21 protein-coding genes are annotated in these 22,955 nt (G+C 60.1%); 12 read left to right on the top strand and 9 right to left on the bottom strand.

The window, feature by feature from the left end; all coding sequences use genetic code 11:
* On the bottom strand, nucleotides 1-3,762 hold the full coding sequence (gene metH / locus GTP46_RS02635; protein ID WP_161005429.1) for a methionine synthase: 3,762 nt from the start codon (nucleotides 3,760-3,762) through the stop codon (nucleotides 1-3).
* A 141-nt stretch (nucleotides 3,763-3,903) separates the two neighbouring features.
* The gene (locus GTP46_RS02640) at nucleotides 3,904-4,485 is read right to left on the bottom strand and encodes a 2-hydroxychromene-2-carboxylate isomerase (protein ID WP_229258779.1); all 582 of its coding nucleotides are present in this window, start codon (nucleotides 4,483-4,485) and stop codon (nucleotides 3,904-3,906) included.
* Nucleotides 4,486-4,554: 69 nt separating this feature from the next.
* Between GTP46_RS02640 and GTP46_RS02645 the strand changes: the two genes are divergently transcribed.
* Complete coding sequence (locus GTP46_RS02645; RefSeq protein ID WP_161005077.1) at nucleotides 4,555-5,004, top strand: hypothetical protein; 450 nt, start codon at nucleotides 4,555-4,557, stop codon at nucleotides 5,002-5,004.
* Nucleotides 5,001-5,888: a DUF2145 domain-containing protein gene (locus GTP46_RS02650; RefSeq protein ID WP_161005078.1), complete on the top strand. Its 888-nt coding sequence runs from the start codon at nucleotides 5,001-5,003 to the stop codon at nucleotides 5,886-5,888. The genes GTP46_RS02645 and GTP46_RS02650 overlap by 4 nt, the downstream gene beginning before the upstream one ends.
* Here GTP46_RS02650 and GTP46_RS02655 read toward each other — a convergent pair.
* The 3 genes from GTP46_RS02655 to def all read right to left on the bottom strand — a co-directional run bounded on the left by GTP46_RS02655 (nucleotide 5,885) and on the right by def (nucleotide 8,117).
* Entirely contained in the window at nucleotides 5,885-6,523 is a 639-nt protein-coding gene (locus GTP46_RS02655) for an NAD(P)H-dependent oxidoreductase (protein WP_161005079.1), read from the bottom strand. The genes GTP46_RS02650 and GTP46_RS02655 overlap by 4 nt on opposite strands.
* A 98-nt stretch (nucleotides 6,524-6,621) precedes the next feature.
* On the bottom strand, nucleotides 6,622-7,575 hold the full coding sequence (fmt, locus tag GTP46_RS02660) for a methionyl-tRNA formyltransferase (RefSeq protein WP_161005080.1): 954 nt from the start codon (nucleotides 7,573-7,575) through the stop codon (nucleotides 6,622-6,624).
* Nucleotides 7,575-8,117, bottom strand: coding sequence for a peptide deformylase (gene def / locus GTP46_RS02665; protein WP_161005081.1), 543 nt, complete (start codon nucleotides 8,115-8,117; stop codon nucleotides 7,575-7,577). Before def ends, fmt begins: the two co-directional genes overlap by 1 nt.
* Before the next feature lie 173 nt (nucleotides 8,118-8,290).
* Between def and GTP46_RS02670 the strand changes: the two genes are divergently transcribed.
* The 4 genes from GTP46_RS02670 to GTP46_RS02685 all read left to right on the top strand — a co-directional run bounded on the left by GTP46_RS02670 (nucleotide 8,291) and on the right by GTP46_RS02685 (nucleotide 13,881).
* On the top strand, nucleotides 8,291-9,382 hold the full coding sequence (locus GTP46_RS02670) for a LysM peptidoglycan-binding domain-containing protein (protein WP_161005082.1): 1,092 nt from the start codon (nucleotides 8,291-8,293) through the stop codon (nucleotides 9,380-9,382).
* Nucleotides 9,383-9,390: 8 nt separating this feature from the next.
* Nucleotides 9,391-10,521: a DNA-processing protein DprA gene (dprA, locus tag GTP46_RS02675; RefSeq protein ID WP_161005083.1), complete on the top strand. Its 1,131-nt coding sequence runs from the start codon at nucleotides 9,391-9,393 to the stop codon at nucleotides 10,519-10,521.
* A 43-nt stretch (nucleotides 10,522-10,564) separates the two neighbouring features.
* On the top strand, nucleotides 10,565-11,029 hold the full coding sequence (locus tag GTP46_RS02680; RefSeq protein ID WP_161005084.1) for a Smg family protein: 465 nt from the start codon (nucleotides 10,565-10,567) through the stop codon (nucleotides 11,027-11,029).
* A gap of 197 nt (nucleotides 11,030-11,226) precedes the next feature.
* Entirely contained in the window at nucleotides 11,227-13,881 is a 2,655-nt protein-coding gene (locus GTP46_RS02685; RefSeq protein WP_161005085.1) for a DNA topoisomerase III, read from the top strand.
* Nucleotides 13,882-13,908: 27 nt separating this feature from the next.
* Here the strand turns inward: GTP46_RS02685 and GTP46_RS02690 are convergent, their stop codons facing one another.
* Nucleotides 13,909-14,508 carry a hypothetical protein gene (locus GTP46_RS02690; protein WP_161005086.1) on the bottom strand — a complete coding sequence of 200 codons (600 nt, stop codon included), beginning with the start codon at nucleotides 14,506-14,508 and terminating at the stop codon, nucleotides 13,909-13,911.
* A gap of 952 nt (nucleotides 14,509-15,460) precedes the next feature.
* Complete coding sequence (locus GTP46_RS02695) at nucleotides 15,461-16,087, bottom strand: PEP-CTERM sorting domain-containing protein (RefSeq protein WP_161005087.1); 627 nt, start codon at nucleotides 16,085-16,087, stop codon at nucleotides 15,461-15,463.
* A 282-nt stretch (nucleotides 16,088-16,369) separates the two neighbouring features.
* Here GTP46_RS02695 and GTP46_RS02700 point away from each other — a divergent pair, with 282 nt between their 5' ends.
* Nucleotides 16,370-16,750 carry a metalloregulator ArsR/SmtB family transcription factor gene (locus tag GTP46_RS02700; RefSeq protein WP_161005088.1) on the top strand — a complete coding sequence of 127 codons (381 nt, stop codon included), beginning with the start codon at nucleotides 16,370-16,372 and terminating at the stop codon, nucleotides 16,748-16,750.
* 69 nt (nucleotides 16,751-16,819) lie between these two features.
* Complete coding sequence (locus GTP46_RS02705) at nucleotides 16,820-17,446, top strand: fatty acid desaturase (RefSeq protein ID WP_161005089.1); 627 nt, start codon at nucleotides 16,820-16,822, stop codon at nucleotides 17,444-17,446.
* On the opposite strand, the gene GTP46_RS02710 is transcribed toward GTP46_RS02705, so the two are convergent.
* Together GTP46_RS02710 and GTP46_RS02715 are read right to left on the bottom strand one after the other, a co-directional pair.
* A complete protein-coding gene (locus GTP46_RS02710) occupies nucleotides 17,425-18,099 on the bottom strand; it encodes a hypothetical protein (RefSeq protein ID WP_161005090.1) in 675 nt (224 codons plus the stop codon). The genes GTP46_RS02705 and GTP46_RS02710 overlap by 22 nt on opposite strands.
* Complete coding sequence (locus GTP46_RS02715) at nucleotides 18,096-19,121, bottom strand: NADP-dependent oxidoreductase (RefSeq protein WP_161005091.1); 1,026 nt, start codon at nucleotides 19,119-19,121, stop codon at nucleotides 18,096-18,098. Before GTP46_RS02715 ends, GTP46_RS02710 begins: the two co-directional genes overlap by 4 nt.
* Before the next feature lie 75 nt (nucleotides 19,122-19,196).
* Here GTP46_RS02715 and GTP46_RS02720 point away from each other — a divergent pair, with 75 nt between their 5' ends.
* The 4 genes from GTP46_RS02720 to GTP46_RS02735 all read left to right on the top strand — a co-directional run bounded on the left by GTP46_RS02720 (nucleotide 19,197) and on the right by GTP46_RS02735 (nucleotide 22,937).
* A complete protein-coding gene (locus tag GTP46_RS02720) occupies nucleotides 19,197-20,099 on the top strand; it encodes a LysR family transcriptional regulator (protein ID WP_161005092.1) in 903 nt (300 codons plus the stop codon).
* A gap of 104 nt (nucleotides 20,100-20,203) precedes the next feature.
* The gene (locus GTP46_RS02725) at nucleotides 20,204-20,683 is read left to right on the top strand and encodes a hypothetical protein (protein ID WP_161005093.1); all 480 of its coding nucleotides are present in this window, start codon (nucleotides 20,204-20,206) and stop codon (nucleotides 20,681-20,683) included.
* Between the two features lie 64 nt (nucleotides 20,684-20,747).
* Nucleotides 20,748-21,233, top strand: a complete 486-nt coding sequence (locus GTP46_RS02730; protein ID WP_161005094.1) for a hypothetical protein — start codon at nucleotides 20,748-20,750, stop codon at nucleotides 21,231-21,233.
* A gap of 129 nt (nucleotides 21,234-21,362) precedes the next feature.
* Nucleotides 21,363-22,937 carry a methyl-accepting chemotaxis protein gene (locus tag GTP46_RS02735; RefSeq protein WP_161005095.1) on the top strand — a complete coding sequence of 525 codons (1,575 nt, stop codon included), beginning with the start codon at nucleotides 21,363-21,365 and terminating at the stop codon, nucleotides 22,935-22,937.
* Nucleotides 22,938-22,955 lie beyond the last annotated feature (18 nt).

Consider the following 22,955-nt stretch of genomic DNA (forward strand, 5'->3'; position numbering starts at 1 on the left):
TTACGACAGGTTGGGCGCCAGCCAGCGCTCCACGTCTTCCTTGGCGACACCACGGCGCTTGACCATATCGTCCACCTGATCGTTACCGATTTTGCCGACCACGAAGTACTTGGACTCCGGGTGCGCAAAGTAGAAGCCCGACACGGCCGCGCCTGGATACATGGCGTAGGAATCGGTCAGCACCATGCCGATGTCTTCGGCCTGCATGGTGTTGAACATCTCGCGCTTGACGGTGTGCTCTGGGCAGGCCGGGTAGCCTGGCGCTGGGCGGATGCCAAGGTATTTCTCGCCAATCAGTTCTTCGTTGCTGAGCTTCTCGTCGGTCGCATAGCCCCACAGGTCGGTACGCACGCGCTCGTGCAGGTACTCGGCAAATGCTTCGGCCAAGCGGTCGGCCAGCGATTTCAGCATGATCGACGAATAGTCGTCGTGCGCGTCTTCAAAACGCTGCTCGTGGCGCTCGATGCCGAGGCCGGCAGTGACGGCGAACATGCCGATGTAATCCTTGATGCCGCTGTCCTTCGGTGCGATGAAGTCGGACAGGCACTGGTTGGGACGCTGCACGCCATCCACCAACGGCTTCACGCCTTGCTGGCGCAGGCCATAGTAGGTGAAGTCCACGGTGCTGCGCGTATCGTCGGTGTAGATCTCGATATCGTCGTCGTTGACGCTGTTGGCCGGCAGCAGCGAGATCACGCCGTTGGCGGTCAGCCAGCGGCCGTCGACCAGCTTCTTCAGCATAGCCTGGCCTTCTTCGAATACCTTGCTGGCGGCTTCGCCCACCACTTCATCGGTCAGGATGGCAGGGAAGGGGCCAGCCAGGTCCCAGGTCTGGAAGAACGGACCCCAGTCGATGTACTTGGCAATCGTGCCGAGGTCGACGTTCTTGAATTCGCGGCGGCCGATGAACTTCGGCTTCACCGGCGCAAACTCCAGCTTCATCTTGTTGGCGCGCGCATCGGCCAGCGACAGTATTGGCAGCGCTTTCTTGTTGGCGTGCTGTTCGCGGATGCGTTCGTAATCTTGTTCCAGATCGGAGATGTACTGCTCGCGCGATTCCGGCGTCAGCAGCGACTGCGCCACCGAGACTGAACGCGATGCATCCGGCACGTACACCACAGGACCGTCGTAGTTGTGGGCGATCTTCACTGCCGTGTGGGCGCGGCTGGTGGTGGCGCCGCCGATCAGCAGCGGGATCTTCAGCATGCGGAAGTGCTCGTCGCGCTGCATTTCCTTGGCCACGTGGGCCATCTCTTCCAGCGACGGCGTGATCAGGCCGGACAGGCCGATGATGTCGGCATTTTCCACCTTGGCGCGCGCCAAAATTTCAGACGCAGGCACCATCACGCCCATGTTCACCACTTCGAAGTTATTGCATTGCAGGACCACCGAGACGATGTTCTTGCCGATGTCGTGCACGTCGCCCTTGACGGTGGCGATGACGATCTTGCCCTTCGGTTTGGCGACGATGCCGGTGCGCTTTTCTTCCGCCAGCTTTTCTTCTTCGATGTACGGGATCAGGTGGGCCACGGCCTGCTTCATCACGCGTGCCGATTTCACCACCTGCGGCAAGAACATTTTGCCCTGGCCGAACAGATCGCCGACGATGTTCATGCCATCCATCAGCGGGCCTTCGATCACGTGGATCGGACGGCCGCCCTTGGCTGCCACGCCGGCGCGCATTTCTTCGGTGTCGTCCGTGATGAACTGGGTGATGCCGTGCACCAGCGCGTGCGCCAGGCGTTTTTCGACCGGTGCATTGCGCCATTCCAGATTGGTGGCGTCCTGCTTGCCGGCGCCGGCTTTCAGCGTGCCGGCGATTTCGATCATGCGTTCGGTGGCGTCGTCGCGGCGGTTCAGCACCACGTCTTCCACGCGCTCGCGCAGTTCGGCTGGCAGGTCGTCGTAGACGCCGACCATACCGGCGTTGACGATGCCCATGGTCATACCAGCCTTGATGGCGTGGTACAGGAAGACGGTGTGGATCGCTTCACGCGCCGGGTCATTGCCGCGGAACGAGAACGAGACGTTGGACACGCCGCCCGAAATTTTCGCGTGCGGCAGATTGTCTTTGATCCAGCGGGTGGCGTTGATGAAGTCCACCGCGTAGTTGTTGTGCTCTTCGATACCGGTAGCGACCGCGAAAATGTTCGGGTCGAAGATGATGTCTTCCGGCGGGAAGCCTACTTGCTCGGTCAGCACCTTGTAGGCGCGGGCACAGATTTCGATCTTGCGTTCGAACGTATCGGCCTGGCCCTTCTCATCGAAGGCCATGACGATGACGGCGGCGCCGTAAGCGCGGCACAGCTTGGCCTGGCGGATGAATTCTTCCTCGCCTTCCTTCATCGAGATGGAGTTGACGATGGATTTGCCCTGCACGCATTTCAGGCCAGCTTCAATCACCGACCATTTGGACGAGTCGATCATGATTGGCACGCGCGAAATGTCCGGTTCGGAGGCGATCAGGTTGAGGAAGCGGGTCATGGCGGCCAGCGAGTCCAGCATCGCTTCGTCCATATTGATGTCGATGACCTGCGCGCCGTTCTCTACCTGCTGGCGCGCCACGCTCAGGGCTTCGTCGTACTGCTCGTTCAGGATCATGCGCGCGAAGGCTTTGGAGCCGGTCACGTTGGTGCGCTCGCCGACGTTGACGAACAGCGAGTCGTCGTCGATGGTGAACGGCTCCAGGCCCGACAGGCGCTGTGCTACCGGCACGTGCGGCACGGCGCGCGGCTGCACGGTCGACAGGATTTCGCCGATGGCATGGATGTGGTCCGGCGTGGTGCCGCAGCAGCCGCCAGCGACGTTGATGAAGCCCGCTTCGGCGAATTCCTTCAGCAGGGCCGAGGTGTCGGCCGGCAGTTCGTCGAAGCCGGTGTCGCTCATTGGGTTAGGCAGGCCGGCGTTCGGGTAAATGCAGACGAAGGTATCGGCGATTTGCGACAGCTCTTCGGCGTAGGGACGCATCAGCGCCGCGCCCAGTGCGCAATTCAGGCCGATGGTCAGCGGCTTGGCGTGGCGCACCGAGTTCCAGAAGGCCGGCACGGTCTGGCCGGACAGGATGCGACCGGAGGCGTCGGTCACGGTGCCGGAGATCATCAGCGGCAGGCGTTCCTGTGCTGGATGGTCTTCGTAGTATTTGTCGATGGCGAACAGTGCGGCCTTGCAGTTCAGCGTGTCGAAGATGGTTTCCACCAGCAGCAGGTCAACGCCGCCGTCGATCAGGCCTTTGGTCTGTTCGTAGTAAGCGTCCACCAGCTGGTCGAAGGTGATGTTGCGCGCGCCCGGATCGTTCACGTCCGGCGAGATCGAGGCGGTCTTTGGCGTCGGGCCAAGCGCGCCGGCGACGAAGCGCGGCTTGTCGGCGCTGCTGTACTTGGCGGTGGCGTTGCGCGCCAGCCTGGCCGATTCCACGTTCATCTCGTAGGCCAGATGGCCCATGTGGTAGTCGTCCTGCGCAATCCAGGTGGCGCCGAAGGTGTTGGTCTCGATGATATCGGCGCCGCCGGCCAGATAGCGCTCGTGGATCTCTTGAATCACGTGCGGCTGGGTCAGCGTCAGCAGCTCGTTGTTACCCTTGACGAACAGCTCGCGCGCCCCGGAATCTGCGGGCGCAGCGAAATCAATGAACTTGCCGTTCGGGCCGCCGCGATAGGCGGTCTCGTCCAGTTTGTACTGCTGGATGATGGTGCCCATGGCGCCGTCGAGAATCATGATGCGGCGTGCGAGGATCTCGCGCAGCTGCGCATCGGTCTTGGACATGACGGTATGGGACACGGTGTTATTCATTTGATATCTCTAAGGTCGTGGGAACCGCGCCTGGAGCTGAGGGCGGTCTGAGATTATACGGCATCCCTGAATAAGCTTCAGCCAACAGAGGCATCGCCGCAACAATCTGCCATTTCAGCGCGTGGCGTGGGCTAGGGCATCGCTCAGGCGGTCGTTGCCCCAGTACATGTCGGGGCCGACGAAGAAGGTGGGGGCGCCGAAGAGGTGGAGGGCGCGCGCTTCGTCGGTGCGGGCGTGCAGGCGGGCTTTGTTGTCGGCGGATAGTGCAGCGGCCAGGATTGCTTCCGCATCGAGGCCGATGCTGGTTAAGATGGCGGCGATGCACTCTACACTGCCAATGTCTTCGTCATGCTCGAAATTGGCCAGCATGACGCGGGCGCAGAATTCGGCGATCCACGGCTGGTGCTCGCCCAGCAAGGCAACGCGCGCCGCCAGGATCGAGCGGCGTGGGAATTCGGATGGCTGACGCCACGGCAGGCCGTACTTGGCGCACTCGCGCGGCATGTCTTTCCACACGTAGTCGCCCTTGTCCTTTTGCAGCACGAAGGGCGAATTGTCCCAGCCTTGCTCCTTGAAGATCGGCCCCAGCAGGAACGGCTTCCAGTGGACGATGACGTTCTTTTGCCGCGCCAGGCGCAGCACGCTCAGGTAGCTGTAGTTGCTGGCAAAGTCGAACCAGCAGGTGATTTCACGCATCGCTAACTCCCCATTCATACACAGCAGGATAGCGTAAAATTCCTTATTTGCCGAGTTGAGGAATTGTTGATGAAATGCTCTTTACGTTTGATCGCCGCTGCGGCCGCGCTGGGTTTGGCCTTGACCGCCCAGGCGGAAAGCATCGCCTCGTCGGCATCCAGTGCCGGCTCCGCATCGAGCGGTAGCGTGTCCGATTCGCTGACTGGTTCCAGTAACAGCTCGCACAACGGCCACAAGGTGGCGGATGGCGATTACCGCATCATCCAGATCGCCGTCACGCCGGAGCGCGCCGGCCGTACTCGCCTGACGCTGCAAGCCGATGATCCGGAACAGCGCATCGTGCTCGACCTGCCGCAATCGACTTTCGACAAGCAGCAACTGGCGGTGGGCGATGCGATGTATGCGCACAACCGCGTGTACGGCATCGAGTTCGGCCGCGCCGATAATCGCCAGCCGTTCTACCTTGTGCTGGCCGATGAGTGGCATGGCGAGCTGGCCTCGCGTCCGCTGGGCCTTTGAAACGAGCTGTTACGCTGGCGCTGTGCCTGTTGTTTTCCGCAGGCGCAGCCCACGCATCTTCCGGCCGCTTCTGCGACCGCTCGCAAGAACTGACCGCCGCTGAGCAAGACCGCCTGCTGCGCTTTGCCGCGGTGCTGCGCGACGAGCTAGCTGCCAGTGAGGAAAACGTCGCGCTAGTCAGCCGCTCCGGACTGGATCTGTCGCGCTTCAACATCCGCTATTCTCATGCAGCCCTTGCGTGGCGCTCGGAGCCGGGACTGTGGTCGGCGCGCCAGCTGTACTACGCTTGCGATGAGCACCGCCCGCGCATTTACGACCAAGGCCTGGCCGGTTTCGCGTTGGGCACGGATGATCCCAAGCTTGGCTACCTGAGTATCGTACATCTGCCGCCGCAAGCGGTGTTTTCGCTACAGCCGGACACGCCGCGTTCCTTGCACCTGCTGGCGGCGCAGTACAGCGCCAATGCTTACGCCTACAGCTTGCGCTACCAGAACTGCAATCAATGGCTAATCGAAATGCTGGCCGCAGGGTGGGGCAGTCTGGCCGATGGTGAGGATTTGCGCGAACGCGCGCAAGGCTGGCTGCGCAATGCAGGTTATGCGCCGGAACCGGTGGAAGTGGGATCGCGCTTCTGGATGCTGGCCTCGTACTTCGTGCCGCTGCTGCATCTGGATGATCATCCAGATGAAGACCGCGCTGCGCTCAAGCTGCATATCAGCCTGCCGACCACGATCGAGAGTTTTGTACGCGCCCGCTTTCCGCAAAGCGAGCGCGTGGAGTTGTGCCACGACGAAAAACAGATCGTCATCCATCGTGGCTGGACGCCGATCGCCGAAGGCTGCAAGCCAGCCGACGGCGACCGTGTCATTTCACTAGCCGATTAAACGATCTCGGTCACGAATTTGTCGTGCGGACGGCGTACCTTTTTCAGGTTCACCAGCCAGTCGCCTTCTTCCTGGCGGTAGCCCAGCGGCAGAATCACCACGCTGCGCAGGTTACGTTCTTTCAGGCCCAGGATCTGGTCGACAGCGGCTGGATCGAAACCTTCCATCGGCGTGCTGTCCACGCCTTCCGCAGCGGCCGCGACCAGTGCCACGCCGAGACCAATGTAGGCCTGGCGCGCAGCGGCGTCAAAGTTAGCCGCTTCAGTGCGTGCAGCAACGATGCCGTGCAGCTGCTTGCGATATGCTTCCCAGCCTTCGTTGATGAAGCCGCGTACTTCATTGGTGTAATCAAATGCCGCATCGATGCGGGCTGGAGTGATGTTGTCCCAAGCTGCGAACACCAGCAGGTGCGAAGCCTCGGTCACTTGCGACTGGCCCCATGCCACTTCGCGGATTTTGGCGCGCAGGCCGTCATTCTTCACCACGAGGATTTCAAACGGCTGCAGGCCGCTCGAGGTCGGGGTCAGGCGGATGGCTTCGAGTATGCGGTTCAGCTTCTCGTCATCGAGCTTTTTCGATGCGTCGAATTTCTTGGTGGCGTAGCGCCAGTTGAGGTGATTGATCACGTCGCTCATATGCATATTCCCTTTGTTTATAAGGCCCGGCGCGAAATCGGTCGGGCAATAAAACATCATAACGAATATGCTGCGATCGTGCTTGAGGTTGCTAAAATTTAGCTGAACGACAGGCCTTCAAGCGGGAAGCCTTTGATGAATTCCGCCGCAGGCAGGCGCTTGCCGCCCGGTTTTTGCAGCTGGGTCAAACGCAGCGAGCCAGTGCCGCAGGCGACCACAATGCCATGCTGGGCATCGGCCGACAGCACCTTGCCGGCTTGCGCGTTGCCGCCGTCCAGCACTTCCGCACCCCACAGCTTGATGTTGACGCCGTTGACCGTGCCATGCGCACCCGGGAAGGGATTGAAGGCGCGGATCTTGCGGCTGATCTCCACTGCCGGTTGCGAAAAGTCCAGCGCGGCTTCTTCCTTGCTGATCTTGGACGCGTAGTTCACGCCTTCTTCCGGCTGCACCGTTGCTTGCAGCTGGCCGGCTTTCATCTTGTTGAGCGCGTCGACAATCATCTTGCCGCCCAGCGCCGCCAGCTTGTCGTGCAGGCTGCCGGTGGTGTCACTGTTTTCGATGGCGACGCGTTCGATCAGCAGCATCGGGCCGGTGTCCAGGCCTTCTTCCATCTCCATGATGGTGATGCCGGTTTCCGTATCGCCCGCTTCGATCGCGCGATGAATCGGCGCGGCGCCACGCCAGCGCGGCAGCAGCGAACCGTGAATGTTGAGGCAAGGCTTGATGTCCAGCGTCGAGCGCGGCAGGATCAGGCCGTAGGCGGCCACAACCATCACGTCGTACGGCGTGGCCAGCAGGCGTGCATGCGCGGCCTTGGCTTCTTCCGCGCGCTGCGGGTCTTTGCTGTCCATGCGCAGCGACAGTGGCTGCAGCACTTCAATGCCTTTCGACACCGCGTACTGCTTCACCGCCGACGGCTGCAGCTGCATGCCACGGCCGGCAGGACGGTCCGGCTGGGTCAGCACCAGCGGGATTTCAAAACCAGCCTCGTGCAGCGACTGCAGAGCCACGGCGGCAAATTCCGGGGTGCCGGCGAAGATGACTTTCATCAGAAGCGACGGCCTTGTGCGCGCAGCTGGGCTTCGCGCTGCATGCCGCGTTCTTCTTTTTGCAGCTTGGTCTTGATGCGGTTGCGCTTCATCGGCGACAGGTATTCAACGAAGACCTTGCCTTTCAGGTGATCCATCTCGTGCTGGATGCACACAGCCAGCAGGCCGTCGGCGTCCACTTCAAACGGCTGGCCTTTGACATCGAAGGCGCGCACTTTGACTTTGGATGGACGCTCGACGCCGTCGTACACGCCCGGCACCGACAGGCAGCCTTCATCGTAGACCTGCTTGTCGTCGCTGCTCCACAGGATTTCCGGATTGATGTAGGCGACCAGCGCGCTCTTGTCTTCGGAGGTGTCGATCACCACCACTTGCTCGTGCACGTCCACTTGCGAGGCGGCCAGGCCGATGCCTGGCGCGTCGTACATGGTCTCGGCCATGTCGGCCACCAGTTTCTCCAGGCGCTCGTCAAACGCGGTGACTGGCACAGCCACTTTGTGCAGGCGTGGATCGGGGTAACGCAGAATATTTAAAATTGCCATGATGATTAAGTGAAAACTATGTGATTGCCTTGCTAATGTCCCTGTCGCCGCGCGGTTTTCCCGAGCGCGGTTTCGCTTGCTAGTTCAGGGTTTTATGGGCAGAATTTGATTCAATTTGGCAAGCTTTCCTGCTCTGCTGCCGTGTGCTTGCGGCGCACTTACTGGATCTATTAATGAAAAATTTTAGCATAGTCGGTACCCGCTACGCATTGGCCGCGCTGTTTGTCGCCGCCTCAGCGGCCTCGGCGGCGCCTCTGAAATGCGAATTCCGGGCCGATGCGCCGGACCGCCATGTGGTGGTTAAGGGCGATACGCTGTGGGATATCTCCGGCGTGTTCCTGCAAAAACCGTGGTGTTGGCCGACCGTGTGGGGCATGAACCGTGACGATATCGCCAATCCGCACTGGATTTATCCGGGCCAGATTATCTGGTTTGACCGTGCCGCTGGCCGTCTGCGGCTGGGCAACCAGTTGGGCGAGGGTGTCAACGACCCATCGACGCAAAAGCTGGAGCCGCGCATCCGCACCGAAGGCCTGGGCAAGGACGCCGTGCCGTCCATTCCGCCGGGCGTGATCGAACCATTCCTGACCCAGCCGCTGATCATTGAAGATGACGAACTGAAAGGCGCGCCACGCATCATCGCTACGCAGGAGGGCAGGGTGTTCCTCGGCAAGGGCGACAAGGCTTATGTGCGCGGCGACTTGAAAAACAATACCTCGTTCCAGGTGTTCCGTCCCGGCGCGCCGTTGAAAGATCCTGTTACCAAGCAAGTTATCGGCTACGAGGCGTTTTACCTCGGCACGCTGAAACTGCAAGCCGAGGCCAAGGCCGGCTCTGACGTGCACACCTTCACCGTCGCCACCGCCTCAGAAGAGATCGGCAAGGGCGACCAGCTGCGTGCCGTGCCGCCGACGCCAATGCAGAACTATGCGCCGCATCCGCCCGGGCAGCCGGTCGACGCGCGCGTGGTGGCGATCTACGGCGGCGTTACCCACGCCGGTCAGAACCAGATTGTCAGCATTAATCGCGGAAAGCTTGACGGACTCGATATCGGCACCGTTTTACAGCTGTACCATGCAGGAAGAACTGTGAGCGATTCCACGGCCAAGAGCAGCTGGTTCGGGCGCGAGCAGCAGGTCAAGCTGCCGGATGAAGAAGTGGGCAGCTTGTTTATCTTCCGCACGTTCAAGCATATTTCCTACGGCTTGATCATGCAGGTGACAGCGCCGGTGGCAGTGGGCGACGTCGCCAAGTCGCCGGAGTAAGCCGCGCCGTGCAAGCCACGGATACCCCTACCGAATTGACAAGGCCAGCGCTGGCGGGCTGGCTGCGTCTGCAACAGACCGGCGGCGTCGGCCTGCTGACCGCGCACAGGCTGCTGGAACGCTTCGGTACGCCGAGCGAGATCTTCGCGGCCGATCGCAGTGCCCTTCTGGAAGTCGTCACGGCGCGCCAGGCCAATGCCTTGCTGGCGCCGCCAACCGGCGTGGCGGCCGCCGAGACCGAACCGTGGCTGGACGCCATGCAGGCCTGGCAAGCGCAGCCTGGCAACCGCCTGCTGCCGTTCGGCCACCCTGATTATCCCGAATACCTGAGCAACATCGTGGCCGCGCCTTTGCTGCTGTACATCAAAGGCCGCGCCGAACTGCTGGCGCGCCATTCGGTGGCAGTGGTGGGCTCGCGCAACGCCAGCCGGCAGGGCGTGCTGAATGCCGAACGCATGGCGCAGACGCTGTCCGAGGCTGGCGTGACAGTGGTGTCCGGGCTGGCGCTGGGCATCGACGCCGCCGCCCATCTCGGCGGCTTGAACGGCCCCGGCGGCACCATCGCCGTGCTGGGCACCGGCATCGACCGCATCTATCCCGCCCGTAACGGCGCACTGGCCCGCCGCATTGCTGAAGAAGGCTGCATCATTAGCGAGTACCCGCTGGCCACGCCGCCGTCGCGCGACAACTTCCCGCGCCGCAATCGCATCATCAGCGGGCTGGCGCGTGGCGTGCTGGTGGTGGAAGCGGCGGCGCAGTCCGGCTCATTGATCACGGCGCGGCTTGCGGTGGGACAGGGGCGCGATGTGTACGCCGTCCCCGGATCGATTCATGCGACACTCTCCAAAGGCTGTCACCAATTGATACGCGAGGGCGCGCGGCTGGTGGAATCCGGCTACGACGTGCTGGCCGACATGCAAATGCTGGCCGACGCCGAAGCTGGCTCACGTTCCACGCCGGATGACAGTTTTGTCGACCGCATCCTCGAGGCCATGGGCGCCGACCCGCTGGCAGCCGAGCTGCTGGCCGAACGGCTGGACCAGCCGGCCGGCGAGCTGCAAGGCCAGTTGCTGGCGCTGGAGTTAGCCGGCCTGCTCGAGCGTTTGCCAGGCGGAATGTTTCAACGGTTGCGGATTTGAACAGCACTTGTCTCGGATTCGTTTTAACTGATAGAGTAGAGCCATGTTCGACGTCCTTGTTTATCTCTACGAGACTTATTACCGTCCCGATGCCTGCCCCGAGCCGGCCGCATTGGCCAAGAAGCTGTCGGCCGTCGGTTTTGACGATGTCGAGATCTCCGAGGCCCTGGTCTGGCTGACCGACCTGACGGAAATTGCCGGGGTTGAACAGGCATTGACTGCCGCCTCCACCGGCACCCGTTTCTACGTTGAAGAAGAAACGGATGCACTGGGCGGCGCTGCCATCGGCTTCATCCAATTTCTCGAATCGGCCAAAGTGCTGTCGCCGCTGCAGCGCGAGATCGTCATCGAACGCGCGCTGGCGCTGGAAGAAATGCCGGTCTCGCTGGGCAAGCTCAAAGTCATCGTCCTGATGCTGCTGTGGAGCCAGGGCAAAGAGCCGGACGCCCTGATGTTTGACGACCTGTTCGGCTCGGATGAAGACCAGGCGCCGCGCCTGTTGCATTAATCCCGCATAAAACTTCCCTGTAGGCAATATATCAAGCCATAATTGGCTCTGTGGCGTAGTACGCTTGCAGTCCGCCAAGCAATCCGCGTATTATTGTTGTCTTGATAAGACTGTGACGGAAACATGTAGATTGCGCTGCGATCCATGTATGATGCGCATGCTAATCCCCCAAAGTGTTAAAAACGAGATACTAAAATATGAGCAAAACCCTCATCATCGCCGAAAAACCGTCGGTCGCGAATGACATCGCGAAGACGCTGGGCGGCTTTACCAAGCACGATGAGTACTTTGAATCCGACGAGTACGTGTTGTCCTCCGCCGTCGGTCACCTGCTGGAAATCGCCGTCCCGGAAGAACATGACGTCAAGCGCGGCAAATGGAGCTTCGCGCACCTGCCGATGATTCCGCCGTACTTTGCACTGAACCCGATCGCCAAGACCGAAGCGCGCCTCAAGGTGCTGAACAAGCTGATCAAGCGTAAAGACGTGACCGGCCTGATTAACGCATGTGACGCGGGCCGCGAAGGAGAACTGATCTTCCGCCTGATCGCGCAGAACGCCAAGGCCAAGCAACCGGTCCAGCGTCTGTGGCTGCAATCGATGACGCCGACCGCGATCCGCGACGGTTTCACGAAATTGCGTACCGATGAAGACATGATGCCGCTGGCCGATGCCGCGCGCTGCCGCTCGGAAGCGGACTGGCTGATCGGTATCAACGGCACCCGCGCCATGACCGCCTTCAACTCGAAAGAGGGCGGCTTCTACCTGACCACCGTGGGCCGCGTGCAAACGCCGACCCTGTCGATCGTGGTTGAGCGTGAAGAAAAGATCAAGAAATTCGTCTCGCGCGACTTCTGGGAAGTGCGCGCGGAATTCGTTTGCGCCGCCGGCGTGTACGAAGGCCGCTGGCTGGACACCAAGTTCAAGAAAGACGAAACCGATCCTGAGAAACGCGCTGAGCGCCTGTGGAGCAAGGCTGCGGCCGACTCCATCGCGCTGGCTGTGCGCGGCAAGCAGGGCGTCGTCACCGAAGAAGCCAAGCCGACCACCTCGATGTCGCCGGGCCTGTTCGACCTGACCAGCCTGCAGCGCGAAGCCAACTCGCGCTTTGGTTTCTCGGCCAAGAACACGTTGGGCCTGGCGCAAGCGCTGTACGAAAAGCACAAAGTGCTGACCTACCCGCGTACCGATTCGCGCCACCTGCCGGAAGATTACCTGGACACCGTCAAGCAGACGCTGGACTCGGTGAAAGAGAACAATAACTACCACCAGTTCGCCAAGCAGATCCTGGACAAGGGCTGGGTCAAACCGAACAAGCGCATCTTTGACAACACCAAGATCTCGGACCACTTTGCGATCATCCCGACGCCGATCGCACCGAAGAACCTGTCCGAGCCGGAACAGAAACTGTACGACCTGGTGACGCGCCGCTTCCTGGCCGTGTTCTTCCCGGTTGCCGAGTTCCAGGTCACCACCCGCTTCACCGAAGTGTCGGGCCACACCTTCAAGACTGAAGGCAAGGTCATGACCAACCCGGGCTGGCTGGCGATCTACGGCAAGGAAGCCGACGGCGACGACAAGGAAAAAGAAGGCAACAACAAGAGCCTGGTGCCGGTGGCCAAGGGCGAGAAAGTGCTGACCGATGGCGTCGACGCCAACGGCCTGGTCACCAAGCCGCCTGCACGCTATACCGAGGCGACGCTGCTGTCGGCAATGGAAGGCGCCGGCAAGCTGGTGGAAGACGACGAACTGCGCGACGCCATGGCCGGCAAAGGCCTGGGCACGCCAGCGACGCGCGCTGCCACCATTGAAGGTCTGATCTCCGAGAAGTATCTGCTGCGCGAAGGCCGCGAGCTGATGCCGACCGCCAAAGCATTCCAGCTGATGACCCTGCTGCGCGGCTTGGGCGTGAACGAACTGACCGCCCCCGAGCTGACCGGCGAGTGGGAATACAAGCTGTCGCAGATGGAGAAGGGCAAAATCTCGCGTGACGAATTCATGCGCGAGATCGCGCAGATGACGCAGATTATCGTCAAGCGTGCCAAGGAATACGACAACGATACGATTCCTGGTGATTACCACACCATGCACACGCCGTGCCCGAACTGCGGCGGCGTGGTGAAGGAAAACTATCGTCGCTTCGCCTGCACCAAGTGCGAATTCTCGATGAGCAAAACGCCGGGTGGCCGCCAGTTTGAAATCGACGAAGTGGAACAGCTGCTGAAAGACCGCACCATTGGTCCGCTGCAAGGCTTCCGCTCGAAGATGGGCCGTCCGTTTGCCGCCATCCTGCGCATCGTGAAAGATGAAGAGATCAAGAACTTCAAGCTGGAGTTCGACTTCGGCCAGAACGACGATTCGGAAGATTCGGAACCAGTCGATTTCACCGGCCAAACCGCGCTGGGCCCGTGCCCTAAGTGCAATGGTGGTGTGTACGAGATGGGTCTGGCTTACGTTTGCGAGCACAGCGTAGCGAAACCGAAGGCGTGCGATTTCCGTAGCGGCCGCATCATCCTGCAGCAGGAAATCCTGCCGGAGCAAATGGCCAAGCTGCTCAACGACGGCAAGACCGACCTGCTGCCAGGCTTTGTATCGCAGCGTACGCGCCGTCCGTTCAAGGCCTTCCTGGTGAAGGGCAAGGACGGCAAGATCAGCTTCGAGTTTGAAGAGCGCAAAGCTAAAGCGCCGGCCAAAGGTAAAGCCGCCGCTGCCGCTTCCGAAGGTGACGACGGCGCCGCAACCGCCGCGAAAAAAGCACCGGCGAAAAAAGCCGCTGCGGTGAAAAAGCCAGCCGCCAAGAAAGCGGCAGCGAAGAAACCAGCAGTCAAAAAAGCTGCTGCCACAGCAGAGTAAAACAACGGGACCTTCGGGTCCCGTTTCTTATTGCGCTGCGCCGTTCTCTAACGCCGCAAGATAGGCGCTGGCGGCCATCGCCCGCGCCGCCTTCTCCTGCATGTGCGCGACCTCGTATTCGTGGATATCGTTGATGACTTGCTGCGCGGCTTCGTAGCGGTCGATCACATCATCGTCATGGAACAGTATCTGGCCGTCGTCAAAGCTGATGACATCGCGGTTCCGATCAACGATAGCGAACATCTCGCGCACCGCTGCGATCCAGCGGTCGCGGTTGGCGTAGAACTCCGCCTGTCCCGCGAGTGTGGTGTTCAGCGATGGAATAAGGCCCTGCTCATACTCATGCACCTTCTCCGCCGGCAGCGCCGCGATGGCCTCCGAAATCTGCTGCATCATCGCTGGCACAAACTTGGCAAACATCTGCTGATGCGCCTGATGCAGCTCTGTGAGCCGGTCCACGATATCGAGCGCCTGGCGCGTACCTTCAGTGGTAGCGACACTCTCCAGCGTAAAAAGCCGTCCCAACTGCAACCCCGCCTGCGCCTGTTCATAAGCCAGCGCCGCCTGCTGCGCCACCCCACCAATCTGCCGCGCCAGTTGAATCAATCGAAGTTCAGTTGCGTGCATGTGCCAATCCGGATAGATAAGAATATTGCAAATTTTATCATTGAATCCGGCCGCGCTAGATCACAAAAAACACCTAGAGCATACGCTTCCGGTTTGTGTTAGGTTCGTGAACCGCACGCGCCAACAGCTAACTCAAGCGGACTGACCGGACACAGATCGGTTTATATTTTTAATTTACGGGCGGCCAGCCGCTTAGTTCAACGTTAGGGCGCATCTGTCATGGCGATCAAATTTCTGGCGGTAGTCCTTGTTATCGCTTCAATCTACCTTGGTTGGTGGGTGGTTTCTACTGCGTCTTTTCTTTGGTTGATTCCCGCTCTCATCTCTTTGGTCACAGCCGTAGGCCTTTTACTAAGAAAACGTTGGTCCCTTTATCTGTGGCACAGTATTGCTTTGTTGGTTAGCTTATCCTGGGGGGCTCGGTCATTCGCATTGTATTGGCCGGTTGGCCCTACGACGGCGTGTTACCTTCTTTGATTTCCTTGCTTCCTGGTTTGCTCCTACTTACGCTTTGTGCCGCAGGTAGTACTTTTACGCTGGGCCGAGTGACGTTGCCACTGCTGTAGACGAATTTCTCTCCGTTGCACTTCCGAAGATGGAGGCTACGGTGGCTGCAAAGGATCGTGCTTATTTCGCTTCTGAGCTCCAGTGGACGCCTGATGCCGCCGCTGAACAATCACGTTAGGCTGCAAGATGCTAAAGCCCACCGGCGTTAGCCGACGCATCCAGCAATGTTGTGTGCATCTTCAATCGAAGGACTGGGAAGGCGCGCTGGTCAATCTATTTCCCGCCATGGATCAGACAACATGTTCAGCAGGTAACAATTTGCGCCGTGCGCTGGCCTAACAATCTGTTCAACCTCGCGTCTTTGTCGGCGAGTTCCGTGGACGGGGATTAAGATGCGAAAAAGCCCAGCTCTAACAGGCCGGGCTTTTTGCGGTTGATGATGGTGTTAAGCCAGCTTTTTCTTGCGTCGTGCTACGCCAGCCACGATTGCCAGACCAGCTACCAGCATGCCCCAGGTTGCAGGTTCCGGGACAGGTGTAGGGGCATTCACGCTAATGTCGTCCAGCAGCAAGTTCGTTGCGCCGTTCGTACTGAAGCGCACAGAGTCTACGTCGACTAAATTCATGGAGTAGAACTTATAAGTGGTGTCAATTGCCAGTGTTTGTGAAAACACCTCCGCACCTCCCTTATAGGCTGTCACGACGAGGCTGTACGGTGTGTCGTTATCGCCGCTACGGGCCCAAAAGTCGTTCAAGCGGAACGTGCCGCTGACTGAATCCAAATGCAGGTCAGTTCCCGCATTGGAGTAAGCGTATAGCTTGCCGGAATGGGCATTGTCCTGAGGGAAGGTAGGAAGCTTGGCCGTGCTGATGACCCAGCTGCTGCTGCCGAAGCCGCCGGTCAGGTTAAATCCATGATAGCCGGGATCCACGAATGTGTTTTGGAGAAGAGGGTCGCCAAAACCATTGACGTCGTCAAAATCAATTATTTCGGCCATTGCGGGCATAGCAATGGCGCTGAATGCCAAACTGGCAACAGCCAGTTTCAATTGGTGCATATTTTTACGGCGCATTTCAATTCCTTTACACGTTTCTTGCGGAAATATCTAGTGTAGTTCGGCTCGTGGGAGCGCGATGGTTACCATACTATCATTCAAAAATGTTAATTGCGACCTAATGATTAAGAGTACTGAACGGCAGCGCCATTGATATCCCCACGTGCTGCCAGTCGGCTTTTGCGCGCAGGTAACGGAGCATTTCTCCAAAGATTTGCTAAAATGATGATTATCTGACAATTTTTTACTGGCTTCTTGAAGAAGATTTAAATATTAACTTACTCGTTAATACTTAAATTCATGGAACTGGACCGCGTGTTCGAAGCCTTGGCGTCCAAGCCACGGCGGCAGATATTGGCTTACTTATCGGAAGTGGAGCTGTCGACTTCCGACCTGGCGGCGCGTTTTGAGATGAGCGCGCCGGCGATCTCACGTCATTTGTCGATACTGCAACATGCAGGTCTCGTGACCAGCGCGCGCAAAGGACAGTTCGTGTTTTACAAGCTGAACGCCGATAGCCTCGCCAATACGCTGACCGGCTATGCGCTGGAGGTTTGTTCCGTCGGCCGGCCGTTGAAGCGTGAACCCAAGGCCTTGAGCAAAAAAAGAAGGCAGTCTAGTCAGCATATCCTGAGAGGAGGTACAGCATGTCGTTCTCGCATAGTGACCAGCATAGGGTGAAGGCGGTCGCGCCTGTCGATATTCTTGCCGGTGAAGTGAAGTACGCGCCGGCGAAGTCGTTATGGTTTCTTGCTATGGCAGCGTCTGCCTGATTGCCATGACTATCTGCGTCATGGCCGTTCGTTCTGGGTCGATGCATGGTGGCAGCTGAACTGCGAGCTGCGCTTGCAGAACGAGCCGCATATCCATATCGAACCGCGTATCGCACAGGACCGCTGCTATCAATTCCTGGAGCGGACGTGGATGCTGCAGCAGCTGCCGGTTGCGCTACTGCTGTACTGGTGGGGCGGATGGGCTTATGTTTTTTTCGGCACTTGCGCGCGGGTCACTGCTGGCGTGTTCGGCCATTGGCTGATCGGCTATTTCGCCCACAATCATGGCGCAATGGAGTATGAGGTGCACGGCGCTGCTGTACAAGGGCACAACATCCGGCTGGCGTCCTTGCTGACGATGGGCGAGTGCTGGCATAACAACCACCATGCTTTTCCAGGCTCAGCGCGGCTGGGCCTGAAGGTGGATGAGTGGGACCCGGGCTGGTGGGTGTTGTGTGCGATGCGCGCCGCAGGCCTGGCGTGGAACCTGCGGTTGCCGGAGGATCTACCGGCACGTCCCGAACTACGCGTTTTGCTGGATGCGCCGGCAAGCCGCTGCATGCGTTGCTTGCGCTATCTCTGTCACTTGAGATCGTCGGTATAGTAGTAGACGGTGCCCTTGATGGCGTCGCAGCGGGTGTGGAGGGCGGTGGCCAGTTCTGCCGGGCTCGGCTGGCGCAGGTCTTGTTTGATGACGGTGATGTCATCAGTCGCGGCGCCCGGTGCGGCGCGGTAGGACAGGATGTGGTCGTAGTCGGGGCGGCCGTCGATGTGCTTCACCAGATAGCGCTGCTGGCCGCTGCCGATTTGCATATAGGTGGCGATGCTGCTGGCGTGCTGCTCCGGCGACAATTTGCGGAACATGAGCACGTTGTCGACCACGATGGTCGACGCCGCGTATTGCGTTTTGCCGCCTTGCTCGAAGTGTCCTTGCACCAGGTCGGCCTTGAACTGCTTGAGCGGCGACGGCGCTTGTGGCGCCAGGCGCGAGAGTTCAAACTTCTCCGGCGCGATGGTCCATAAGGCGGTCTTGCCGTCGAGGCGCTTGCGCAATGCGGCGTCGGTGGCGGCATTGGCCACGTGCACTTGCAGGATGACCTGGTAATCATGCGGCGCATGGAACATCGGCAGGTGCGAGGCATACAAGCCATCCTTGCCGCCAAATAGCGCCATGCCGTGCTCGCCATAGGTGACGTCGGCGGCAAAGGCGCCGCCGCTCACCAGCATTGCCGTTGCTAAGAGCGCCGCGAACCTCATGCTTTCACCAGCAGCTTGCCGCGGTGATCGCCGGTGAACAGCGAGTTCAGCGCCGATGGCAGTTGCTCGAAGCCGTTGATCACGGTTTCTTCAAATACGATTTCGCCCGCTTTCACCCAGGGTCCGACGATGCGGGTCATTTCATCCATGCGGTGCAGGTAGTCGCGCGCCAGCATGCCTTGAATTGTGGCGCGCTGGTACAGCATGTGGTGCAGCAGGCGCGGGCCCAGTTCCGGCGTTTCAAGGCCGCCGCTGTACTGGCTGATCTGGCCGCAAATCACGATGCGCGCGCGGCGGTTGATCAGCGGGATGATAGCGTCGGTCACCATGCCGCCAACGTTGTCGAAGTAGACGTCGACGCCGCCGGTCAGGCGTTGGATGTCCGCGCCCAGCGCGTCGGCGTTGTTGAAGGCTTTGTAGTCGATGGCCCAGTCGGCGCCCAGGGTGTTGCGCACCCAGTCACACTTGGCCGGACCGCCGGCGATGCCCAGCACGCGCGCGCCGTGGCGCTTGGCGAACTGCACCACCAGCGAACCCACCGCGCCGGCCGCGCCGGATACGACCACCACTTCACCTGCATGCGGCTTGCCCGATTCGGTCAGGCCGAACCACGCGGTGCGGCCCGGCATGCCGAGTACGCCGAGCGCAGTGGTGACCGGCGCCAGATCAGGATCGATGCGCTTCAAAGCGCTGGCGTGCACGCGGGCGTGGGTCTGCCAGCCGGTGTAGCTTTGCACCCAGTCGCCGTCGGCAAAGCCAGGCGCGTTGGAGGCCAGCACTTGCGACACGACGGCGCCTTGCTGCACGGTGTTGAGCGGATGCGGATCGGCATCGTAAGTCGGCTTGCTCGACTGGCCGATGCGCATATAGGGATCGACGCTGAAGTAGCGCGACTCAATCAGCACTTCGCCGTCGGCCAGCGTGGTATCCAGCGCTTGTTCGACGAGTTGGTAGTGGTCGGTGGTGATCTGGCCCGTCGGCTGGCGGCGGTAGATCCATTGTTTTTGCGAGATGGTAGTCATAGCCTGAAATGGTATGATGATGTTCATATCCAGTAAAGCAACTTAAATTCACCTTTTGTATCCCGTTAGGAAACGATGAATCTCAGCGATTTGCGCATCTTTGTCAGCGCTGCGCGCCGCCCGTCGCTGGGCGCGGCGGCGCAAGAGATGCATTTGACGCCATCGGCCGTCTCCAAAGCCCTCAAGCGGCTGGAGGATGTGCTGGGCAAGCCGTTGTTCGATCGTAGCGCCAAGCAACTGGTGCTGAATGACAGCGGCCAGCTGCTGCTGAGCCGCGCGCAGACTTTGCTGGCGCTGGCTGACCAGGCCAAGGCCGACCTGATGGGCGAGCAAGCCGCCATCGATAGCCGTATTGGCGGCCCGGCAATTTTGCTGTGGCGGCATGGCGGGATGTTGTCGCAAGCGCTGCAAGCCTATCCCGAAGCCAGCCTGCGCATGCAAGCCATGTTCGAAGACGAAGCGCTGGCGGCGCTGGCGCGCGGCGACATCAACGCCGCCATCGTTACCAGCGATGTGATCGAGGGGCGCGGCGAGCACTGGTCGGAGGAGTGGGAAGCCACGCCGCTGGGCAGCATCACACTGCACCTGATGGCGGGTACGCAGCACCCCTTGGTGAAGGCGCGCAAGCTGAAGGCCAACACGGCGGAAGTGTTGAAGCACGACTTCGCCTGTCCATCGCGTTCGCTGTTTTGTGGCGTACAGCGCGGTGCGCATTCGGACGGCTGGCGCGACGACCAACTGCCGCGCAAGATCCGCTACTGGACCGACGACCTGCAACTGCTGCTGACGCTGGTGAAGGCAGGACAGGCGCTGGCTTACCTGCCAGATTTCGCGCTGGCGGACAATGAGCTGCGCCGCATCCAGGTCACTGACTGCGCTTTTGAATGCGTGGAGCACGTGTCGCTGGTGTGGAACCGCGCACAGGCCAGCGGCTGGCAGCGCGAGCTGGCGCAGTCGCTGGCCGGATACAACTCGTAACTTTTCTTACGGAAATGTGGTCGTCTTGCTTTGAGGAGGCCGCGTTATATGCTCAAGACGCTGATGAACAGCGATCTGCAAACCCAACGAAAAGGAACGACGCCATGAAAACCAAGACCCTGATGATTACCGGCCTGCTTTCGATGATCAGCGCTGCAGCATTTGCGCAGACCCCAGTGGCCCAAGTCCAGCAAGACAATGCGCAGATCCGCCAGGACACCAAACAGATTCATCAGGACACCCGCGAGATCAAGCATGACAACGCGGTGATTGCAGTCAAAAAAGGTGAAGTCGCCGCCGGCAAGCAGCAGCTGCAAGCGGAACGCCACGAGCGCAATGCGCTGGCCCGCGCCGAGAATGCCGATGTGAAAAAAGGCGATTTGGCAGGTGCCCAGCAAATGGACCAGGCGCGCCGCAGCGAGCAGCAAGCGATCAAGCAGCAAAAGCAGGAGATCAAGCACGACGAGAAAGTGATCGCCCATCGCAAGACCGACAAGCAAGACGCCAAACTGGCCCGCCACGATGAAAAAGTGGAGCGTCATGACGAGAAGGTCAAGCGCGACCACGACGCAGCTAAAATCTGATTCTCTTTTCACTCAAAACCGGGCGCCTTTAAAACGCCCGGTTTAGTGCTATATTGAAGTCACCATGACCGTCTCGCTCAACACTGTTACCTCCAATGCGGCTTACCAGCCGTATGTGCCGACCGTCTCTCCGGCGACGTCGGCAGAGGCGTTGACGTCGCAGGCGGTGAGTTTGTCGGCGCAGTCGGCGGTGGTGGCGTCGCTCGGTGGCTCCACTGGCGCCACGGTGTACACGCCCAGCGGCTTGCTCAATACCTTGCAGCAGGCCGGCACCGTCGAAGAACCCGTCAATGTGGCTGATAAGAATAATAACGTTGATGCATCGACCTCGGTCCAGCAGGCACTGGACCAGGGCATCGTTTCCTCGCTGGCCACCAGCGCTGTCGGCTCCGGTGTCTACACCGGTACTGGCGCACTCAGCGGCGCGCTGTCCGCACAAGCCTCCGCCAACTGGGCGGAAGTACTCAAAACCAATCCCAACCTCGCCAGTACCCTCATCTCCAGTTCCTTTGACCAAGGTTTCGTGAACTCGCTTTCGGTCACCGCGTAAGCGCTTAATTGTTTTCCGTGATAAACTTATCGTTCTATCGGGAAATCATTATTCATCTACCCGAATCGCAGTTTCAATAGTGGTAACGCTTCTTTAATTCCAACATTGCCTTCGCGGGCACTCTTCATCATGAAAAATTTGAAAATCGGCACGCGCCTTGCGGCGGGCTTTGGCTTGGTATTGGCGTTGATGATGTTGATGACGGTGATTGGCATCCGTCACATGAGCACGGTAGCCAGCGCCACCCGCGACATGATGCAGCAGCCACTGGCCAAGGAGCGCATGATTTCGGACTGGTATCGCCTGATCCACACCAGCGTGCGCCGCACCTCGGCGATTTCGAAGAGCTCCGATCCGTCGCTGGGCCCGTTCTTTGCCGAGGAGACTGCCTCGTCCACGGCCGAAGTCAACGGCCTGCAAAAGAAGGTTGAACCGCTGCTGGAAAGCGATGAGGAAAAAGCCATCTTCAGCGGCATGATGGATAACCGCAAGCGTTATCTGTCTGCCCGCGACGCCATTGTCGCCCTGAAGAAGGACGGCAAGCTGGAAGAGGCGGCCGAGGTGCTGGACCAGCGCTTTACGCCGGCCGGCAAGGCTTACCTGGGTTCGCTGAGCGGCCTGCTGGATTTGCAGCGCAAGAGCATCGACGCCAACGCCGCACGTATTGAAGAGCAGTACGAAAGCAGCCGCACTTTCATGACTGTGTGCGGACTGGTAGTGCTGGTGCTGGGCGGCGTATGCGCATGGCGTCTGACGCGCGGCATTACGGTGCCGCTGAGCCAGGCTGTGGAGATCGCGGTGGCGGTGGCGAACAAGGATTTGACCTCGCATATTGAAGCTACCAGCACGGATGAAACCGGCCGCCTGCTGCAAGCGTTGCAGCAAATGAATGATGGCCTGATCGGCATCGTGACTGAAGTACGCAATGGCACCGAGAGTATTTCGACTGCGTCGAGCCAGATCGCGGCGGGCAATCTGGATTTGTCGGGCCGCACCGAAGAGCAGGCGTCCAGCCTGGAAGAAACCGCGTCGTCGATGGAAGAGTTGACCGCGACGGTGAAGCAGAATGCGGACAACGCGCGCCAGGCCAACCAACTGGCAGTGAAGGCGTCGGAAGTGGCGCAGCGCGGCGGCGGCGTGGTGTCGGAAGTGGTGACGACGATGGATGCGATTACCGGTTCGTCGCGCAAGATTGCCGACATCATCAGCGTGATTGATGGTATCGCTTTCCAGACCAATATCCTGGCGTTGAACGCGGCGGTTGAAGCGGCGCGTGCGGGCGAGCAGGGCCGCGGCTTCGCGGTGGTGGCGTCGGAAGTGCGCAACCTGGCGCAGCGCAGTGCGGCGGCGGCTAAAGAGATCAAGACGCTGATCGACGATTCGCTGGAGAAGGTCAACGCCGGCAGCTCGCTGGTGACGCAGGCCGGTAACACCATGACCGAAGTGGTGGACAGCATTCAGCGCGTGACCGATATCATGGGCGAAATCACCTCGGCTTCGCTGGAGCAAAGCAGCGGTATCGAGCAGGTCAACCAGGCCATCGGCCAGATGGACCAGGTAACACAGCAGAACGCGGCGCTGGTGGAAGAAGCCGCCGCCGCCGCAGGCTCGCTGCACGATCAGGCAGATGCGCTGACGGCCATCGTGGCGGTGTTCAAGCTGCACGAGGCGCCGGCTGGTCGGCACTTGCAACTCCGCGCTTAATCAGCATGGGGCCCCGCC

It is taken from the genome of Duganella flavida, from assembly GCF_009857445.1.
Taxonomy (GTDB): Bacteria; Pseudomonadota; Gammaproteobacteria; order Burkholderiales; family Burkholderiaceae_D; genus Rugamonas; species Rugamonas flavida.

Excerpts from the sequence above, each read along its gene's own strand:
- GTP46_RS02700 (WP_161005088.1), top strand. The coding sequence starts at position 16,370 with ATGGAACTGGACCGCGTGTTCGAAGCCTTGGCGTCCAAGCCACGGCGG.
- GTP46_RS02670 (WP_161005082.1), top strand. The coding sequence starts at position 8,291 with ATGAAAAATTTTAGCATAGTCGGTACCCGCTACGCATTGGCCGCGCTG.
- GTP46_RS02655 (WP_161005079.1), bottom strand. The coding sequence starts at position 6,523 with ATGAGCGACGTGATCAATCACCTCAACTGGCGCTACGCCACCAAGAAA.
- metH (WP_161005429.1), bottom strand. The coding sequence starts at position 3,762 with ATGTCCAAGACCGATGCGCAGCTGCGCGAGATCCTCGCACGCCGCATC.
- GTP46_RS02645 (WP_161005077.1), top strand. The coding sequence starts at position 4,555 with ATGAAATGCTCTTTACGTTTGATCGCCGCTGCGGCCGCGCTGGGTTTG.
- GTP46_RS02640 (WP_229258779.1), bottom strand. The coding sequence starts at position 4,485 with ATGCGTGAAATCACCTGCTGGTTCGACTTTGCCAGCAACTACAGCTAC.
- GTP46_RS02680 (WP_161005084.1), top strand. The coding sequence starts at position 10,565 with ATGTTCGACGTCCTTGTTTATCTCTACGAGACTTATTACCGTCCCGAT.
- GTP46_RS02695 (WP_161005087.1), bottom strand. The coding sequence starts at position 16,087 with ATGCGCCGTAAAAATATGCACCAATTGAAACTGGCTGTTGCCAGTTTG.
- GTP46_RS02715 (WP_161005091.1), bottom strand. The coding sequence starts at position 19,121 with ATGACTACCATCTCGCAAAAACAATGGATCTACCGCCGCCAGCCGACG.
- def (WP_161005081.1), bottom strand. The coding sequence starts at position 8,117 with ATGGCAATTTTAAATATTCTGCGTTACCCCGATCCACGCCTGCACAAA.
- GTP46_RS02685 (WP_161005085.1), top strand. The coding sequence starts at position 11,227 with ATGAGCAAAACCCTCATCATCGCCGAAAAACCGTCGGTCGCGAATGAC.
- GTP46_RS02690 (WP_161005086.1), bottom strand. The coding sequence starts at position 14,508 with ATGCACGCAACTGAACTTCGATTGATTCAACTGGCGCGGCAGATTGGT.
- GTP46_RS02730 (WP_161005094.1), top strand. The coding sequence starts at position 20,748 with ATGACCGTCTCGCTCAACACTGTTACCTCCAATGCGGCTTACCAGCCG.
- GTP46_RS02720 (WP_161005092.1), top strand. The coding sequence starts at position 19,197 with ATGAATCTCAGCGATTTGCGCATCTTTGTCAGCGCTGCGCGCCGCCCG.
- GTP46_RS02725 (WP_161005093.1), top strand. The coding sequence starts at position 20,204 with ATGAAAACCAAGACCCTGATGATTACCGGCCTGCTTTCGATGATCAGC.
- fmt (WP_161005080.1), bottom strand. The coding sequence starts at position 7,575 with ATGAAAGTCATCTTCGCCGGCACCCCGGAATTTGCCGCCGTGGCTCTG.
- GTP46_RS02735 (WP_161005095.1), top strand. The coding sequence starts at position 21,363 with ATGAAAAATTTGAAAATCGGCACGCGCCTTGCGGCGGGCTTTGGCTTG.
- GTP46_RS02710 (WP_161005090.1), bottom strand. The coding sequence starts at position 18,099 with ATGAGGTTCGCGGCGCTCTTAGCAACGGCAATGCTGGTGAGCGGCGGC.